13 protein-coding genes and 3 pseudogenes are annotated in these 19309 nt (G+C 42.2%); 10 read left to right on the forward strand and 6 right to left on the reverse strand.

All coding sequences use genetic code 11. The features are described from left to right. The 3 pseudogenes from REG_RS03585 to REG_RS11885 form a co-directional block, all read left to right on the forward strand. Positions 1 to 340: pseudogene (locus tag REG_RS03585) on the forward strand (IS5-like element ISRein1 family transposase); the annotation flags it as partial. A gap of 22 nt (positions 341 to 362) precedes the next feature. Next, positions 363 to 902 (forward strand): annotated as a pseudogene (locus tag REG_RS03590) (FecCD family ABC transporter permease); the annotation flags it as partial. Positions 903 to 936: 34 nt separating this feature from the next. Continuing rightward, positions 937 to 1510: pseudogene (locus REG_RS11885) on the forward strand (ATP-binding cassette domain-containing protein); the annotation flags it as partial. On the opposite strand, the gene REG_RS14055 reads toward REG_RS11885, so the two are convergent. Beyond that, the gene (locus REG_RS14055) at positions 1477 to 1827 is read right to left on the reverse strand and encodes an SH3 domain-containing protein (RefSeq protein WP_311317245.1); all 351 of its coding nucleotides are present in this window, start codon (positions 1825 to 1827) and stop codon (positions 1477 to 1479) included. The pseudogene REG_RS11885 and the gene REG_RS14055 overlap by 34 nt on opposite strands. Before the next feature lie 834 nt (positions 1828 to 2661). Here REG_RS14055 and REG_RS03605 point away from each other — a divergent pair. The 5 genes from REG_RS03605 to REG_RS13685 all read left to right on the forward strand — a co-directional run bounded on the left by REG_RS03605 (position 2662) and on the right by REG_RS13685 (position 8349). Further along, complete coding sequence (locus REG_RS03605) at positions 2662 to 3195, forward strand: single-stranded DNA-binding protein (protein ID WP_006704502.1); 534 nt, start codon at positions 2662 to 2664, stop codon at positions 3193 to 3195. A 412-nt stretch (positions 3196 to 3607) separates the two neighbouring features. Then, positions 3608 to 5686: an oligopeptidase A gene (gene prlC / locus REG_RS03610; RefSeq protein ID WP_006704503.1), complete on the forward strand. Its 2079-nt coding sequence runs from the start codon at positions 3608 to 3610 to the stop codon at positions 5684 to 5686. 193 nt (positions 5687 to 5879) lie between these two features. After that, complete coding sequence (gene rsmJ / locus REG_RS03615) at positions 5880 to 6674, forward strand: 16S rRNA (guanine(1516)-N(2))-methyltransferase RsmJ (RefSeq protein ID WP_039907320.1); 795 nt, start codon at positions 5880 to 5882, stop codon at positions 6672 to 6674. Positions 6675 to 7060: 386 nt separating this feature from the next. Next, a complete protein-coding gene (yhjD, locus tag REG_RS03620) occupies positions 7061 to 8005 on the forward strand; it encodes an inner membrane protein YhjD (protein ID WP_006704505.1) in 945 nt (314 codons plus the stop codon). A 125-nt stretch (positions 8006 to 8130) separates the two neighbouring features. Then, positions 8131 to 8349, forward strand: a complete 219-nt coding sequence (locus REG_RS13685; RefSeq protein ID WP_141553609.1) for a hypothetical protein — start codon at positions 8131 to 8133, stop codon at positions 8347 to 8349. Positions 8350 to 9562: 1213 nt separating this feature from the next. Here REG_RS13685 and REG_RS03625 read toward each other — a convergent pair. Continuing rightward, positions 9563 to 10618, reverse strand: coding sequence for a 3-deoxy-7-phosphoheptulonate synthase (locus tag REG_RS03625; RefSeq protein ID WP_006704506.1), 1056 nt, complete (start codon positions 10616 to 10618; stop codon positions 9563 to 9565). Between the two features lie 233 nt (positions 10619 to 10851). Then, positions 10852 to 11418, reverse strand: a complete 567-nt coding sequence (locus REG_RS03630) for a lipoprotein (protein ID WP_039907322.1) — start codon at positions 11416 to 11418, stop codon at positions 10852 to 10854. A 287-nt stretch (positions 11419 to 11705) separates the two neighbouring features. Between REG_RS03630 and murJ the strand changes: the two genes are divergently transcribed. Continuing rightward, positions 11706 to 13241: a murein biosynthesis integral membrane protein MurJ gene (gene murJ / locus REG_RS03635; RefSeq protein ID WP_039907212.1), complete on the forward strand. Its 1536-nt coding sequence runs from the start codon at positions 11706 to 11708 to the stop codon at positions 13239 to 13241. 129 nt (positions 13242 to 13370) lie between these two features. Here murJ and argS read toward each other — a convergent pair whose 3' ends face one another. From argS to lpxL, 3 genes are all read right to left on the reverse strand, one after another. After that, positions 13371 to 15101 (reverse strand): arginine--tRNA ligase, encoded by a 1731-nt coding sequence (argS, locus tag REG_RS03640; protein WP_006704509.1) that lies wholly within the window; start codon positions 15099 to 15101, stop codon positions 13371 to 13373. A gap of 33 nt (positions 15102 to 15134) precedes the next feature. Beyond that, positions 15135 to 16862: a potassium/proton antiporter gene (locus REG_RS03645; protein ID WP_006704510.1), complete on the reverse strand. Its 1728-nt coding sequence runs from the start codon at positions 16860 to 16862 to the stop codon at positions 15135 to 15137. A gap of 158 nt (positions 16863 to 17020) precedes the next feature. Then, positions 17021 to 17953: an LpxL/LpxP family Kdo(2)-lipid IV(A) lauroyl/palmitoleoyl acyltransferase gene (gene lpxL, locus REG_RS03650; RefSeq protein ID WP_006704511.1), complete on the reverse strand. Its 933-nt coding sequence runs from the start codon at positions 17951 to 17953 to the stop codon at positions 17021 to 17023. Between the two features lie 271 nt (positions 17954 to 18224). Between lpxL and trhO the strand changes: the two genes are divergently transcribed. Next, on the forward strand, positions 18225 to 19286 hold the full coding sequence (gene trhO / locus REG_RS03655) for an oxygen-dependent tRNA uridine(34) hydroxylase TrhO (protein ID WP_039907214.1): 1062 nt from the start codon (positions 18225 to 18227) through the stop codon (positions 19284 to 19286). Positions 19287 to 19309: the final 23 nt, after the last annotated feature.

Here is a 19309-nt window from a genome sequence, read left to right on the forward strand (position 1 = left end):
AAGCTTTACGAATGGGAGGCGCCATGATTTTAGGTTGTTTAAGGAGTCTGGTGTGCGAATACATCCTGACATCAAAACAGTTACCGATACAGGTTACCAAGGGCTTGGCAAGATTCATTCAAACTCGGCGTTGCCTAAGAAAAAGACAAAGAAAAATCCCTTAACAAAAGAAGATAAACGCAACAATCGTGCGTTATCAAGCCAGCGTGTATTAAACGAACATGTCATTGGTATGATTAAAAGATTTAAAATTGTATCAGACCGTTATCGAAACAGGCGAAAACGTTTTGGATTAAGATTTAATCTGATTGCTGCAATTTATAATATGGAAATTAGATAAATGATAGTTTCCGAAGAGGTCTAATGCGCTCTGTGGTGCTGCTGTTGGTATTTTGAGCTATTTTAGTAATGATCAGCAACTGCGCCAATTTTCTTTATGGATGATGGGCAGCCTGAGTCAAGTTCAGTGGCCTATGTTAGGACTCGCCGCCGCATTTATTATTCCAACCATGGTAATCACACTATTACAAGCGCATAAACTCAATTTATTGCAACTTGGTGATGAGGAAGCTCATTATCTTGGTATTAATACCCAGCAAACGAAAAGCCGATTTCTCTTACTCAGCACTTTATTGGTCAGTACTGCTGTCGCGTTGAGTGGTATTATTGGTTTTATTGGCTTAGTTATTCCACATTTGATCCGAATGCATTTAGGTGCCGATCACCGTTGGTTATTGCCTGGTGCCGCTTTAGGCGGGGCTTGCTTACTCCTCAGTGCCGATACTTTAGCGCGAACTTTAGTCGCACCGTCAGAAATGCCAGTTGGGTTGATTACCAGTTTGATAGGCGGCCCCTATTTTTTATGGCTAATATTACGCCAACAGGAACCGCTTAGTGGATAATTCTTTGATCGCAAACTTATTAGAGAATAGGTTTTTGGATAATCCGGTGTTAATCCAAGCACAACATCTTTATTATCATGTTGGTAAATGTAATCTAATTAAAAATGTCTCTCTGCATATCAATAGCGGTGAAATAGTTGCCATTATTGGACTAAATGGCGCAGGGAAATCTACCTTGCTGCGTTTATTGAGTGGTTATTTATCTGCTGATAGTGGAACTTGTTACCTTTTTGATAAACCTTCGCATCATTGGTCGCTCCCTCTATTAGCTAAAATTCGTGCTCTAATGCCTCAGTCTAGCGCGCTAGAATTCCCATTTACTGTTGAACAGGTGGTGGCCTATGGGGCGAGCGCCCCACGGTGAACAAACAAAGATCGAGCAGCAAAAAATAATACAACAGGTGATGGAGCAAACCGATTGTAAAACGCTGGCCAGTCGTGACTATCGAAAATTGTCGGTTGGAGAGCAACAACGAGTACAGCTAGCAAGAGCATTAGCTCAACTTTGGCATCCTCGTCCCACCCCCTGTTGTTTATTTCTTGATGAACCCACTTCTGCACTGGATTTGCATCATCAACAGCATACGTTACGTTTGTTACGACAACTGTTTCCTTTAGAATCAATAACCGATACAGGCTCTTTGGTAAAGGCGCCCAAGTTTTGTTCGGCATAGGCTATCCACTGTGAAATAAATGTTTCATTTGTTTTAGCTAAATCATCACTTTTTACCCATCCCATCACTGCGGGAGAAATAATCAACTTCCAGGCTTTATCTTTACTTTCCCCGAAGATATAGACAGGCGTACCAGGGCGGATGGATGAATCCTGTAATATATCAAATGGATAACCTTCCCCTGCCTTTTTGAAATCATAAAATGCTGGGGTGGTTGTTGGGAGCATTCTTACTGAGGACTCAGTAATCATGATCGCTCTATTGTCAGCATTAAATTGTTCATAAATATCAATCGTTGTATTTTTTTTCAGCTCTGTTTTCCAAAAATAAGATCTTTCTCTAAAATTTTCGCCTGTCGCCGCTAATTTTTTCTTAATAAAAATCGGATTCCAGGGTGATTCATCGTTTGCTGAAACCCCGAAATAACGGGATTTAAGAGATAAAAACGCAGAATGTTGTGATGTTTCAGTCAATATAGGGATATTATAATTTTCTTATTAGGAGGTATCCACGAATCAACATTTTGATCGTATCTATCCAAAGGAAATATTTTATTGACTGGCATATTTTGGGATGTGCAGCCAGCTAATGCTAAAGATAAAGTGATAAAAATAATTTTTTTCATATTTTTCCCAATGGACATTTACCTAGGCAGTGTGGGTAAATTTTTATTTTGATAACAGGTATTGATATTCCAGTCGTTCCTTGCTGATTTATTTTTAAAATAGACCTCTTCGGAAACCTACTCTCAGGGTGGTGATATACCCACAGTTATTCAAGTCACCTCTAGGAGAAGGGTGTAACGTGGATTGCATGTATCATCCTTTCCATGTTGATGAACCGACTTCATTTGTGAGCAAAATCAACAAGCCATCTCTATTAACGCCATGACTATCCTCTCTTAAAATGCGGATGTATATCTTAATACAAGTTGGGGGCATTATCGTTTATTGATTATAGTAGACTCGAGTTTACATATCGAATTGCTACCCGCTTCGCAATTATGAACACTTATGTTTTTTAGGCTTTCACATGTTAAACTGAGTCACTTATACTAAAAAATATACTTCATCCGGAGAGCGAACATGGCCAGTAGAGGCGTCAACAAAGTAATTTTGGTCGGAAATTTGGGTCAAGATCCAGAAGTTCGTTACATGCCGAATGGTAATGCAGTTACCAACATCACCTTAGCCACTTCCGAAAGTTGGCGTGATAAAGCAACGGGTGAGCAAAAAGAAAAAACAGAGTGGCATCGGGTCGTTCTGTTCGGTAAATTGGCAGAAGTTGCAGGCGAATACTTACGGAAAGGTTCACAAGTCTACATTGAAGGTACTTTGCAAACACGTAAATGGCAAGATCAGAGCGGCCAGGATCGTTATACCACCGAAGTAGTGGTTAATGTTGGTGGTACCATGCAAATGCTAGGCGGACGTCAAGGAGGAGGAGTTTCTTCTTCTGAATCAACCTCTTCAATAAGTCATGGAGAAAATGCAACGGCACCCACATTCGATAGTGGCCAATCGTTTAGCGATAACAAGCCTTCACGTTTGGATTCGGATATAAAACCGAAGCGCCCTCAAGAGCCTATAGCCACATTTGATGATGAAATTCCATTCTAGCGGCTTAATACGAAATATTCTTTAGCAACATTCGCGTAACCCTTTGCCGAATGCGGGCGGGGAGTAATCGCCGATGCTAAGAGCCAGTTTGAAATCTTCTTTGAACCGGTGTTAAGACGAGGATCCATAAGCAAAAAAATGCAGTTTTTCTATGCAAAACCGTAGTGAAGGGAGTGAAGTCAAGGCGCACGGCGCAACACAGAATTTACACCACGCAGTAGGTTATGCAAGTAATCTAAAGTATCAGCGAGCATAAGAGATTTCGAACAGGCTCCAAGACAAAAAATCGATAAAAAGGCACCTTCTACATAAAGTAAATACGTATTGTTAACCTTTCTTGACAAAGGTCAGAGTGGAAGAAATCTCTAACAACGTTTATTTTTTTACCTGTAAAAATTACTAGGATCGTTTCATGACAAATTTGTCGTTAACTTCACCTTTGCCACAGTTTTCAGCCATTCATCCAGAAAACATTGTATCCAGGGTACAGGCCGTGTTGGAAGAGTGCCGCCAAGCAGTCGACAATATAGTCGCGCATCCAGATCCTTTTGTTTGGGACAATCTCTGTCAACCACTTGCTGAGCTTGATAATCGACTTTCATGCCTTTGGTCTCCCGTTAGTCATCTGAATGCGGTAAAAAATAATGTAGCGTTACGAGAGGCCTACGAACAATGTTTACCATTGTTATCTGAATTCAGTACATGGCTAGGGCAGCACAAAAAACTATATCAAGCCTATCTTAGCTTGCAAACAGGGCCAACCTTTTCTGATCTGAATGCAGCACAGCGTAAAGTCGTTGAAAACATGCTACGGGATTTCAAATTATCAGGTATTGACCTCGCACCTGAGCAACAAGAACGTTACGGAAAAATCGCCGCTCGTTTATCTGAACTTGCTTCTACCTATAGTAATAATGTACTCGATGCAACTATGGGTTGGAGCAAATTAATTACCGATATTAATCAATTAAAAGGCCTGCCAGAAAGCGCCTTAGCCGCAGCAAAGATGATGGCAGAAGCTAAACAGCAGGAAGGTTGGTTATTCACGCTAGATATGCCAAGTTATTTGCCAGTTTTGACTTATGCTGATAATTCAGAACTACGGAAAGAAATGTATTCTGCATTTACTACCCGTGCCTCGGATCAAGGGCCAAATGCCGGTAAATGGGATAACAATGAAATCATGGAGGAGATGCTGGGGTTGCGTCACGAACTGGCGCAATTGCTAGGGTTTGCCAGCTATGCGGATAAATCACTGGCAACCAAGATGGCGGATAATCCACAGGAAGTACTGCGTTTTTTAACCGATTTGGCAAAACGCGCTCGTCCACAAGCGGAAAAGGAGCTAGCACAGTTACGTGTGTTCGCTAAGCAACAGGATGATGTTAGCGAACTGGCAGCTTGGGATATCACCTATTATGCGGAAAAACAAAAACAATATTTATTCTCAATCAACGATGAACAACTGCGCCCATATTTTCCTGTAGAGGGCGTACTGAAAGGCCTCTTTGAAGTAGTCAAACGAATTTATGGTACTGATACTAAAGAGCGGCAAGGTGTCGATGTGTGGCATCCAGATGTCCGCTTCTTCGATTTGTTCGATGCTAATGGAGCATTGTGCGGCAGTTTTTATTTAGATCTTTACGCCCGCGAAAATAAACGAAATGGAGCCTGGATGGATAGTTGTGTCGATAGCTTTCGTTTATCCAATGGTGAATGGCAAAAACCAGTGGCCTATTTGACCTGTAATTTTAATGGCCCTGTAGGTGATACGCCAGCCTTATTTACCCATGATGAAGTGGTCACCCTCTTTCATGAATTTGGTCATGGCCTGCATCATATGCTCACTAAAATTGATATTTCTGGTGTATCTGGTATCAATGGAGTGCCTTGGGATGCAGTGGAATTACCTAGCCAATTTATGGAAAATTGGTGCTGGGAACCGCAAGCATTAGCATTTATTTCTGGTCATTATCAAACACAGGAACCTTTGCCTCAAGAGATGCTCGACAAATTATTGGCCGTGAAAAATTATCACGCGGGACTATTTATTTTGCGTCAATTAGAATTAGGTCTATTCGATTTCCGTATGCATTATGAATATGATCCGGTGAAAGGGGCGCAAATTCTACCCATTTTGAATGAAGTGAGAAAAAAAGTAGCAATCACTCCGGCGCCAACCTGGGGACGTTTTCCACACTCTTTCAATCATATTTTTTCCGGGGGATATGCGGCTGGTTATTACAGCTATTTATGGGCGGAAGTTTTATCAGCCGATGCTTTTTCCCGTTTTAAAGAAGAAGGGATTTTTAATTCTGTTACCGGGCAATCTTTTCTCGAGAATATTTTATCGCTTGGTGGTTCGGAAGAGCCTATGATTTTATTCAAGCGCTTTCGGGGACGTGAGCCGCGGTTAGATGCAATGCTGCGTGATTACGGTATTCAATATGATGATGTAAAAAATAGCGCTATCCAAAATAACGTTATTTAACAATTGTGTCTTCCGCCGTTTGTGTTTAGCGGATAAGAGCTGCGTGTATACCCAATGAATTTCGAGTTACGGCAAGGGTGTGAGACCGATGAGAGTAGACATACTACGTGATTCGGCGAGCACCCGCAGCCAACGCCGCCGTAACTTGAAAGGCGAAGGGTATATCAGCCCAAGCGAGTGCTGTAGAATCGACATGAGTAAGATGAATATTTGTTTATTATGCGAGCCAGATGTTGATCCCAAAGCCTTATCAACGTTAGCTGAGCGTTGGGGGATCACTTCCGACGATAAGGCTATTATGGCATTGGTGCTAACGCCTGATAGACTTGAACTACGTAAAAGAGATGAAAAAAAGCTACATGGCATTTATGTGGATTTTGTTTCTGGGACTATGGCGCACCGGCGTTGTTTCGGCGGAGGGCGGAGTGAAGCGGTAGCTAAAGCTGTAGGTATCAAAAAAAATTATCGGCCAACGGTAGTAGACGCAACGGCAGGACTCGGACGAGATGCTTTTGTGTTAGCTTCATTGGGTTGTAATGTCAAAATGCTGGAACGGCATCCAGTTGTTGCTGCACTGCTAGACGATGGTTTGCAACGTGGCTATCAAGATGCCGAAATTGGTTTGTGGTTACGTGAAAGAATGACCTTACTGCATGCATCCAGTTTTACTAGTCTTTTGACAGATCTAGCTAACACAGTCTCCCGGCCGGATGTGGTGTATCTTGACCCTATGTATCCTCCCCGTGCCAAAAGTGCATTGGTAAAAAAAGAAATGCGTATTTTCCAGTCATTAGTAGGCGCCGATGAAGATGCGGATAATTTATTAGCGCCTGCTTGTGCCTTAGCACTCAAGCGGGTAGTGGTTAAACGCCCTGCTTATGCACCTCCTTTAGCTGGGATCTGTGCACAAGCAAGGATTCTCACTAAAAATCATAGGTTTGATCTCTACTTATATCCGCAGTCCTTCAAATTGCCGCTAGGCGGTTAGGGCGTGAGACCGATGAGCGTATCCCAATAGACCTCTTTGGAAACCGTAGTTCGTTATGCGGAGTCAAGGCGTCCGGCGCACAGCAACCTTCGTTAACACAGAGTACATGAGGATTGCGCGCACCGGGCAACGCAGGATCCGCGTCACGCAGTAGGTTTCCGAAGAGGTCTAATGAATTTCGAGTTACGGCAAGGTGGCAATCAGTCGAATCCCAGGAGTGTATATCCTTCGTCTTTGAAGTTGCCGCTAGGCGGCCAGAATGTGAGACCGATGAGCTAGACATTACGTGATTCGGCGAGCCGCCGCCGCTAACAACACGGCGGCTTTAAAGGCAAAGGGGATAAATCACCAATTATCATCGATATCCAAACGGGTTAAACCCTCGTATGCTAAAAAATAAACAAGTGGTCTTTGTCCAACTCAATCAGTATATAAAAACTTATCCGCCTGTGGCGCATATTATACGTGCTGTCGATCGTTTTAACGATCGGCTGGGTAGCCAATTCGGGGCTGCCATCACTTATTTTTCGGTTTTATCTTTAATTCCAATGTTAATGCTATCTTTTGCTGTTACAGGTTTTTTTTTAGCTTCCAATCCTTTCTTATTGACCGAATTAATTGAAAAAATCGTTAATAGCGTGAGTGATCCCACGCTGGCAACTACGCTGAAGAATATCGTCAATACTGCGGTGAAACAACGTACCACTGTTGGCTTAACCGGTCTGTCTATTGCTCTTTATTCTGGAATCAGTTGGATAGGTAGTTTATTACGTGAAGCTATCCGTGCTCAATCGCGTGATGTCTGGGAACGGAGCAGTGATGATAAAGAAAAGTTTTATTTCCGTTATATCAAAGATTTTATCTCGCTTATTGGTTTGCTGATAGCCTTAATCATTACACTCTCACTGACTTCGATTGCCGGTTCAGCGCAAGTGATGATTATAAATACGCTGGGTTTAAATGGAATTGAATGGTTACGACCACTTATGACCTTAGTCACTTTAGCTATTTCTATTACAGCCAACTGTTTATTGTTTATTTGGATTTTATGGATACTGCCTCGTCATCATCCTCAAAAAAAAGCTTTATTACGAGGTACTCTTATTGCCGCACTCGGCTTTGAGATCATTAAGTTTGTTATGACGATGATGTTACCTTATCTTACCAGTTCTCCTTCTGGCGCAGTTTTTGGCCCAATACTTGGGCTAATGGCATTTTTCTATTTTTTTGCACGCTTGACTTTGTTTTGTAGCGCCTGGATTGCTACAGCACAATATCCAAATAATACAATTGAGTCAGATAACCATCAGCGAATATCAAATACAGACTAAATAGTAGCAGGATTAGTTATAGCTAAATCATTTTAACTTGATTCTGTGTTGTCATCGCTTGCTGTACTATTTGTACTGTCTGTGCTCCGCTCCGCTTTGAATAAAATTAGATTGATTCGGCTATCATGCACCACGGAACCTGGCATTTGCGCTCCAGTGGTTTTTACAAGATAGTCTATTATCATGCTCTAAATTATTACCACATGTTAGCTAGCGCCGCGACTCCAACCAATATTCCTAAAGGTGAATACATAAAACGGGGGATCTTCACCGAGGGCAATAAAGAAGAATTCTTCGCAGGCATTAACGCCATTGATTCTGCTAATCGAGTTACTCCGTTGTAAAATTCATTAGCCTTTTTTGCTCGTAAGGTGAAGGCTGAGTTGACCTAGGAAAAGACAGTGCTAATGGATTTAATCGTAGAGGAGGAGCATGTAATTGAGAACTGAATATTCCTATCTTTTCAGGAGTAGTTGCATTTTTTTGTGTAGAGGAAATATTACTATCTGCAAATTAAGTATCGTTAATATTAAAAACAGAATTCTTTATCGTGATATTCATACTATGGCTCTCTATATTTTTGTTAACTATAATTCAATATATAAAAAAGATATTTTTTATATTACTTCTTTGCTAATAAATAAAAATATCTAGGCTAATTGAGGTGCTACTTTTTACGTGCTTACAATATTTTAAACGCATTTTCAATAAAATAGTATCGTGTAAAATAAATTCAGAATAGGTTATAAATTTTCCTTTTATAATGACTTCTTACATCCAGTAAATATCATCTTTTCCAAATAAAAAAATTCGGCGATAATATTAATTCCTTTTTGTATTTTCTTCTTCTTGTTTTTTCTGTACGGTAGATTTTTGGGCAGTGCATTCCAGCACCTGCGAAAGTTAGACACCTTGAGGTAGCAGCCAAATTTTACCATTATCAGGGATCGGATTAGCAAGTACTAAATCCGGATCTGCTCAATCAGATGGAAATACATCCTCTTCGCAGGAAAATGTTGCCTCATCCCTGTCAGTTCACTCTGTAAAGAATAATGATGCCAAGCTTCTGCTAGAGACGGCTGAGGGTTCGAAAGAATTAGCCGCTTGCCATTTTCTGATTAGTGCTTTTAAATATGCTCGGATTAAAAATCAAGGAAGTGTGGGGAGTGATGACATGTGGGCTATTGATGCTTTCCTTTCGGATCAAGGTTTCCCACCGCCAACTCAGGCAATGAGCAATCCTTCTGAAAGCACTCCATCTTTTGCGCCAGGCGGCAGCGCAGCAGGCAACCAGTCGCCAGATCCCGGTGCTCCCTCTGCTAGGACAGGGGACGATTTATAGCGTTAAACATATAGCCAAATCAGTTTAATTTGATTCTGCGTTGTCGTCGCTTGCCGTACTATTTGTACTGTCTGCACTCCTCCGCCTTGAATCAAATTAAACTGATTCGGCTATAACTCCGATAGTTCTATATCCTTTGCCTTTGAAGCCGTTGTGTTGTTGGCTGCGGGTGTTCGCCCGAATCATATATAGCCAGCATTGCTTGACAAAAATACTCAAAAATTTGTGTTAACTGCGTCAGCCAATTCGGCTAGCAATTTCTCGCTATCTTCCCAATTTAAACAAGGATCAGTGATAGATTGTCCATATGTTAAGGTTTTTCCAGCAGTGATTTCCTGCGCCCCTTCCTTTATAAAACTTTCTACCATTACACCGACTATTGCTGATCGGCCTGAGTGGCACGAGCGGATTTGATGGCCTATGTTTTTTGCTACCTTTAGCTGGTTACAATAGTCATTTTCACAATTGCCGTGACTGACATCAACCATCAAATAGGGCGATAATTGACATTTCCGTAATTTCTGACAAGCGGCACTAATATCAGTTGGGTAATAGTTTGGTTTTTGTCCTCCTCGTAAAATGATATGACCCGACTGGTTGCCTGATGTTTGGTATATTGCCATTTGGCCTCTGTGATCGGGCGATAGTAATACATGACGATTGCGTGCAGCCCGTACGGCATCAATGGCGATATCAACATTACCGTCAGTGCCGTTTTTAAAACCAATTGGACAGGGCAGGGATGAAGCCATTTTTCGGTGGGTTTGGCTCTCTGTTGTACGCGCACCAATGGCTCCCCAACTGATCAAATCGACAATATATTGGCCGGTGAACATATCTAAGAATTCGGTCGCGGTGGGTAAACCTAGCTCATTTATTTTTATTAATAAATCTCTGGCTGATCGGAGGCCTTGATTAACGTTATAACTGCCATCCAGTTGCGGATCAAAAATCATACCTTTCCAGCCAACAACGGTACGAGGTTTTTCGAAATAAGTTCGCATCACGATTTCCAATCGATCTTGATACTGATTGCGTAGTACAGAAAGACGGGTAGCATAGTCGAAGGCTGACTGAGGATCATGAATAGAGCAGGGGCCAATAACAACTAATAGACGCCGCTCTTCTCCTGTTAGAATTTTTTTGATCCGATTGCGTGACGTTGTCACGTTATCGGTGATAGCGTCAGAAGTCGGTAATTCCGTTGTCAGCTGTTGTGGCGTGATCAAGCTATCGATGCGCGCTGTTTGCCGCTCATCTTCTTTGGACATTATGACTCTCTACAAAATGCTGTAATAGGTGGTTATGACGCTAGTTTACCATCCAATCGACTGCCAAAGTAAGGTGTGATTTATGCCAGTACATTCTTAGCGCTATACCCTTCGCCTTTCAAGTTACGGTGGCGTTGGCAGCGATCTCTCATCCTCTGTCATGTACCGATTCGATTGATTGTCGCCTTGCCGTAACTCGAAATTCATGGGGTATAAAGAAGATTTTGAATAGGCTATTTTTTAACAAAAGAAATGATCAATTCTCCTGGTTTGACTTCTAGCCCTTTAGCCAGTTTTTTGGCGATGGCTTCTGCGGTGCTTTTATCTGCATTAAGCACGTAAACAGGCTGTTGATTAAAATATAATTTTAATGATTGATTGAGGTAGGGTATGAGCATTTTTATGGCCGATCCCATTTGTTCCGGCTGTACAACATAATCGGTTAAAGTGATCTCTTTGAGAAAGATAGCGCCTTTGTCACCATCAAATAATGGTTGGGTTTTCAACGTAAGTGTAATGTCTGCATTTTGTGATCCTAACAGCGAGCCAATAACCACTTTAGCATTAGCGGTGAGTTGTATTTCGTTTGGCGCAGTGTGCCCAATTTGGCTTTTTAATTGACTAAGGGTTATTTGGGCATCAAGTAGGCCAGGAAGCCCGATTTGTTTTTGATAATTGTTCTGACGTTGTAAAGCCTGATTAATTTTTTGTTCACTGATGCTATATTGCATCAACGATTTATAATTTATCATTATTACGGCAAAAAGCAGCGCCAGCGCAACATAAAGTAATTTTTTCATTATCATCTCATGTAAAGAAATGCTTTTAATAGCGGGGTGATTAATGGGCATTATACCCATCGCCTTTCAAGTTACGGCGGCGTTGGCTGCGGGCGCTCGCCGAATCACGTAGTCTATCTACGCTCATCGGTCTCACCCCCTTGCCGTAACTCGAAATTCATTGGGTATAGACTGCCGTGAGCGCATTATGCCTGATATGAAAGCCCACAGAAAGTTCTATAGCCGAATCAGACTGATCGCCTTGAGATGAGATGCATCGGTGAACTATTAGCACTACATTGGAAAATATGAATCTACTAAAATCTTTGGCGACAGTGAGTTCTATGACTATGTTCTCACGTGTATTGGGCTTCATCCGTGATGCGGTTTTGGCAAGAGTCTTCGGTGCAGGTATGACTACCGATGCTTTTTTTGTGGCTTTTAAATTGCCCAATTTGTTGCGCCGTATTTTTGCTGAAGGGGCGTTTTCACAGGCGTTTGTTCCTATTCTGGCTGAATATAAGAGCCAGCAAGGAGAAGAGGCGGCTCGCACTTTTGTCGCTTATGTGGCGGGATTATTAACATTGGTGCTAGCAATGGTTACCGTATTGGGTATGTTGGCGGCACCTTGGATTATTTTTATCACAGCTCCCGGTTTTGTCGATACTCCCGATCAATTTATGCTGACGTCTGCATTATTACGTATCACTTTTCCTTATATTTTGTTGATCTCACTCGCTTCATTAGTTGCTGCGATCCTCAATACCTGGAACCGTTTTTCTATTCCGGCTTTTGCCCCGGCTTTTTTAAATATCAGCATGATTGGTTTTGCTTTATTTGCTGCCCCCTATTTTCAACCGCCAGTGTTAGCATTGGCCTGGGCTGTGGTATTAGGTGGTGTGCTGCAATTGGGTTATCAATTACCGTATTTGAAAAAAATAGGCATGCTGGTATTACCGCGATTAGATTTGCGTAATGTTGGAGTGTGGCGGGTAATCAGACAAATGGGACCTGCTATTTTCGGGGTTTCTGTTAGCCAGATTTCGTTGATCATTAATACTATTTTTGCTTCTTTTTTGGTCTCAGGCTCTGTTTCTTGGATGTATTATGCGGATCGTCTCATGGAATTTCCCGCTGGGGTGTTAGGCGTGGCGTTAGGGACTATCTTATTGCCTTCGTTAGCGAAAAGTTTTTCCGCCGGTGATCATAATGCCTATTCGCGTTTAATGGATTGGGGATTACGCCTTTGTTTTTTGCTGGCATTACCCTGTACTATGGCGTTAGCTATTATCGCTAAGCCACTGATAATCGTTTTATTTCAATATGGTCAATTTAGTGCGTTTGATGCACTGATGACACAACGAGCGCTGGTGGCTTATTCCGTCGGTTTAATGGGTTTGATAGTGGTTAAAGTGTTGGCTCCCGGGTTTTATTCTCGCCAAGATATAAAAACCCCAGTCAGAGTTGCTATTGTTAGCTTAATTGCGACACAGATCATGAATTTACTTTTGATTGCCCCTCTACAACATGCAGGGTTGTCATTATCTATCGGTCTTGGCGCTTGTGTGAATGCCAGTTTATTGTATTGGCAATTACGTAAACAAAAAATTTATCAACCACAACCCGGTTGGGGGATGTTTTTGGGCAAATTACTGATAGCCGTATTGATAATGTGTATGGTATTGCTCGTGACTTTATCGCTAATGCCCCCTTGGGATAATGATGGGATGTTGTATCGGTTACTGCGTTTGTCTGGCGTGGTGTTTGTGGGGGCGGGATCTTATTTTTTAGCGCTCGGATTATTAGGATTCAGAACACGCGATTTTTCTCGAACTATCGCGTGAAATAAAGAAAAGATTGCGAGCACCGCGTAACGCCAAATTCACACCACGCAGTAGCGTTCTTTCGCCTTGAATGAAATTAAACTGATTCGGCTATATCAGCGCCGCTCAAGAAGATTTCAAACAGGCTCATCACATTTTTTCAACCGTTTGGATCCCTAAGACATCTAAACCTTGTTTTAGTGTTTTAGCGGTTAACAGCGCAAGTTTAAGGCGGCTTTGACAAGTTTGCTCGTTGCCTGCATTTAAAATAGGGCAATGTTCGTAGAAGCTGGAGAATAAAACGGCGAGATTATATAAATAGCTACACATAACGTGAGGCGTGCCATCTCGTGCAACTGTGGTAATGATTTCTTCAAATTGCAATAAACTCGTTGTTAATGCGGCCTCACGATCTTCGGTAATGATCACCGGTAAATTCAAATGTTCTTCATCGATGGCAGCGCGTTTAAAAATTGAAATGATTCGAGTATAAGCATATTGAATATAAGGCGCGGTGTTGCCATCAAAAGTTAACATATTATCCCAATCGAAGATGTAATCAGTGGTACGATTTTTAGATAAATCGGCGTATTTCAACGCCCCGATACCAACAGCATCAGCGATCTGTTTTAATTCTTGAGGGGATATGTCTGGATTTTTTTCACGAATCAACTTACCGGCGCGTTCAATGGCTTCATCCAAGAGATCAGCTAGCTTTATGTTCTCGCCTGTGCGGCTTTTAAAAGGCTTACCGTCTTTACCCAACATCATACCGAACATATGATGCTCCAGGGGCATTGATTCGGGAACATAACCTGCTTGACGCGCGATCTGCCAAATTTGTGTTAGATGCTGATGTTGACGAGAGTCCGTGTAATAAAGGATCCTATCAGCACCAAGCGTTTGGTAGCGGTATTTGGCGCAGGCAATGTCCGTGGTGGCATAAAGATAACCACCGTCTTCTTTCTGGACGATGACGCCCATCGGCTCGCCTTTTTTGTTTTTGTATTCACCGACGAATACCACTGTGGCGCCGTTACTCTCTACCGCTAATCCTTTCGTTTTTAGATCTGTAATTATACCCGGTAGCATTGGGTTATAGAGGCTTTCTCCCATTATGTCTTCTTTGGTGAGTGTGACATGCAAACGTTGATAGGACAGTTGATTTTGTTCCATCGTGATGTCAACCAGTTTGCGCCACATGCTACGGCAATGTTCGTCGCCCGCTTGTAATTTCACCACATACGCCCGCGCGTGTTGCGCAAATTCGTTATCTTCGTCGTAATTTTTTTTTGCCGCCCGGTAAAATTTTTCGAGATCGGATAGCGCCATATCATCGGCGTTTTCACGCTGCATTTTTTCTAAATAAGCAATTAACATCCCAAATTGCGTTCCCCAATCACCGACATGATTAGCACGAATGACATTATGCCCAAGCAATGTGAGTGTGCGAGCCGTGGCATCACCGATGATGGTGGAACGAAGATGACCGACGTGCATTTCTTTGGCGATATTGGGCGCTGAATAGTCGATAACAATGGTTTGTGGTATGACGGAGGTGAGGCCTAATTTTGGCGCTTTTAATATGTGGTCAACTTGTGTGGCCAACCATTGCCGATCGAGAAAAATATTGATAAAACCTGGCCCCGCGATTTCAATTTTTTGCGCGATACCTGCTAGGTCTAACCGTTGAACGATTTTATCCGCCAATTGACGAGGCGGTATATTCAACATTTTAGCGACACTCATCACCGCATTAGCTTGATAATCGCCAAATTGCGGTTTAGCCGATTGGCGAACCTGAGCATCTGTATCTGGGGAAGCCCCTGCGGCAATCATTGCCTGATTAATTTTATTTGAAAGAAGTGCCTGAATATTCACCGAATTACCTTAATGAAAGAAAAACTACACTTGCTATGCCTTGCTGGCGATGATTTTAACACCCACTTTACTAACGCGCTCAGCGTTCATTTCAGCAATGGTCCAAATTAAACCATCCCATTCAACTTGATCACCAATAACCGGTTTTCCTCCCAACAGATGAATAACAAATTGCCCTAGGGTTTGTTGGTTATCGGCGCCTTCTTCTAAATTTAGGCCATAAATATGGGAGATTGCTTCCAGTTTGGCATCGGCTTCTAGAATAAAATCACCAAAAAATCGTTCATCAAGCTGAATGCTCGGTGTTTTGCTAAAAAGTTTACCTAGGGCAGGTAAATCATGTTCATGGCCGATAACACATAAAATATCACCTTCTTTTAAGCGAGTTTTACCGGTGGGATGTAGTAGATCTTTGCCACGAAATAGGGCTGCTATACGTGTTTTTTTTGGCATTTCTAAATCACGAAGCGCGGCTCCGATACACCATTTATCGGAGCTGAGTTGATAAACAAACTGTTCCCATTGATTATTAATATCAATGTCTAAGCCGACACGTGAAACGGGTGCGAGTGCAGGTGGCACAACCAGTTTCGTTTTACGTGCGGCAAACGATAAAGTGGTTCCTTGCAGTAACAGAGATACCAATACGACAAAAAAGGCCACATTAAAAAATAAATGTGCGTTGGATAATCCTGCCATCATGGGGAAAACCGCTAGAATGACAGGCACCGCGCCGCGTAATCCCACCCACGAAATAAAGATGCGTTCGCGGAGATTAAAACTGCGAAACGGCAATAATCCGATGAAAACTGAAATGGGTCGCGCGAATAAAATCATCCATAGGGAAAGTATTAACGCGGGGATAGCGATGAGCAATAACTCACTTGGATTAAGGAGTAAACCCAATACAATAAACATACCTATTTGACTGAGCCAAGCAAGTCCATCGAATGTTTGCAAGATACCATAGCGGTTACGTATGGGTCGGTTACCTAATGTTAATCCACAAAGATATACCGCTAGAATGCCGCTGCCATTGATTGCGGTGGTTAAGGCAAATATAGCAATCCCTCCGCTGACGGCGAGCAGGGGATAAAGTCCATTAGCCAGTTCCATGCGGTTGATGAGTGACAGTAAAAGAAAACCACCGCCTAGACCAATCAATATTCCTAAACCAAATTGCTGTAATAAATGAACTAAAAATATCCAACTTAAGTGGCTTTCTCCGGCTGAAATCATGGCGATTAAGGTAATAGTCAGAAAAACCGCCATGGGATCGTTGCTGCCAGATTCGATCTCCAAAGTCGCGCTGACTCGTTCATTGAGCCCTTTTCCGCCCAATAAAGAAAATACCGCCGCGGCATCGGTGGAACCAATAATAGCGCCAATTAATAGGCCTTGAATAATATCTAAATTAAATAACCAAGCGGCGGCCAATCCTGTCAAACCTGCGGTAATGACCACACCGATGGTCGCCAGTGAGAGTGCTGGCCACAATGCAACCCGAAACGACGATGCTCGCGTGCGCATACCACCGTCGAGTAAGATTACCGCCAGTGCTAAATTGCTTACCAGATAAGCAACAGGATAATTATCGAAGGGTATGCCGCCAATGCCGTCGCCTCCTGCTAACATGCCGATAGCGAGGAAGATGACCAAAATTGGAATGCCTAAGCGGGACGATAATGAACTCAGTAAGATACTCGCTCCCACCAATGCTGCACCAATCAAGAAAAGGTTGTTGATAGTGATGGCGTCCAAAGTGGGTGAGCTCCTGGATGGGTAGAATGATGAATGAAAGCTATTGTATTGATACCGGATGAAATAGGATTATACACGTAAACGCGTCAATGCAAGTTAAAGAAAGATTTAATTTAAATAATTAAATCAATACATCTTGACCAGAACAGAATAGGGTTTTAATTATACATCGAAGGTTGCCCTGCTGGTCGAGTTTTAAAACGTCTGTGTAACCACATATATTGATCGATGGCGCCAATAATCTGTTTTTCTACCAGCTTATTCATAAAAGCTGCTGTTTCTATTTTATTGCCTATCGGGAAATTTTCCACTTCGGGTTGTATGATAACCTGATAGCCCTTACCATTAGCTAAACGATGTGGAGTAAAGGGAATGACTGCCGCTTTAGCCATACTGATTAATAAATAGCTACCGGTGGTGGTTGCTGCCTGATCAACGGCAAATAAAGGAACAAACACGCTGTTACGCGGGCCATAGTCATGATCTGGAGCATACCAAATAATTTCGCCTTGTTTTAGATTGCGCACCATGTCTTTGAGATCTTTACGATCAATTACTGCCTTATTAGAGCGTAGCCTACCCCAAGTTTGTATCCACTCCATCACTTTATTGTTATGGGGTCGGTAAACACCAATGCCAGGTATGTTTATGCCAATAATACGTGCTCCTAGTTCTAAGGTGAAAAAATGTAGGCCAACCAGTAATACCCCTTGGTTTTGATATTTTAATTTGGCTTGCTGAAGATGTTCTAGCCCGCTAATCGAACTCCAGCGTTTAATACGCCAATCTGGCCAAAACCATGCCATGCCTGTTTCGAATAAACCGAGTCCAGCGGCCTCAAAATTTTTTTTGACTAGCTGATCACGATCAGTTTTAGACATATCAGGAAAGCAAAGCGCTAGATTTCTTTGTGTAATAGACAGCCTCCTTTTAAGAAAATGCATCGAAAAACGCCCAAGCAAAGTACCGAAGCGATAAATGACAGGGTAGGGAAGCAGTACTAACAGGTAAAGAAGGCTTAGACCGAACCAGGTGAGCCAATAGCGTGGGTGGAGTAGTGAACGGTTAAAAGGAGGGGGTTGTTGTATCATATGTTTTCAGTATCATAAATTAACAGTGAGTATATACCCTTTGTCTTTGAAGTTGCCTTCGGCTGCCAGCGACCGACCGATGAGCGTGGACATACCATTAAGGCGAACACCCGCAGCCAACAGCTTCAAAGACGAAGGGTATGAGTTGCAAGAAGTCTATTTTAGCAATGTCGTAAGCACTTTAGCAAAATTCGCCGTAAATCCTCGCTCAAATAGGGAGAGGAGCAGTCTAATAATATTAATCATCTCAGAAAAAACAGGAAATCACCCTATGTCTGTGTTACATAATCGTATTTCTAATAAGGAACTTAAAGCGCGCATGTTGCTGGAAACGAAGCCACGCACCACGGTTTCTTTTTATCGATACTTTACCTTGGCAGAGCCGCAGGTATTCCGCGATCATCTCTATCGTCAATTTGTTAAATTAGGGGTGTTTGGCCGGGTTTATGTTGCTAATGAAGGGATAAATGCGCAAATCAGTGTACCTACTGAGCGTTATGATGATTTTAAAAATACGTTATTTAACGCTCATCCGGCATTAGAGCAAATACGTTTAAATGTGGCACTTGAAGATGATGGTAAGTCATTTTGGGTACTACGGATGAAAGTGCGTCAGCGTATAGTCGCCGATGGCATTGAGGATGAGAATTTCAATCCAGCCAATACAGGCCACTATCTCCAAGCCGATCAGGTTAATCAGATGCTTGATGATCCTAATACACTTTTTGTTGATATGCGTAATCATTATGAATACGAAGTGGGGCATTTTGAAAATGCGATAGAAGTTCCTTCTGATACTTTTCGTGAACAATTGCCAATGGTTGTTGATATGCTACAAAAGGATAAACAGAAAAATATTGTTATGTATTGCACCGGTGGGATCCGTTGTGAAAAGGCCAGTGCGTATATGCGTTATAGTGGTTTTAAACATGTCTATCATGTTGAGGGGGGGATTATTGAATATGTTCGTAAAGCGAAAGAGCAGGGCTTAGCTTTAAGATTTAAAGGTAAAAATTTTGTTTTTGACGAACGAATGGGGGAACGTATTTCGAATGATATCATCGCGCATTGCCATCAATGTGGTGAACGCTGTGATACACATACAAACTGTAAAAATGCAGGGTGCCATTTGTTATTTATCCAGTGCTCTCATTGTCAGCAAAAATTGGCAGGATGTTGTAGTAAAATTTGTCAAGAAGAGTTAGCGCTACCGGTTGAGGAACAACATCGCCGTCGTGCTGGGCGCCAAAACGGCATGAAGATTTTTAACAAGTCTAAGCAATTATTACAGACTAATATGCCTATGTTATCGTCGACGAAACTTGAACAGTAAAAATAGAGTGCCATTAATATCAT

The organism is Candidatus Regiella insecticola LSR1 (genome assembly GCF_000143625.1).
In the GTDB taxonomy this organism is placed as follows: Bacteria; Pseudomonadota; Gammaproteobacteria; order Enterobacterales; family Enterobacteriaceae; genus Regiella; species Regiella insecticola.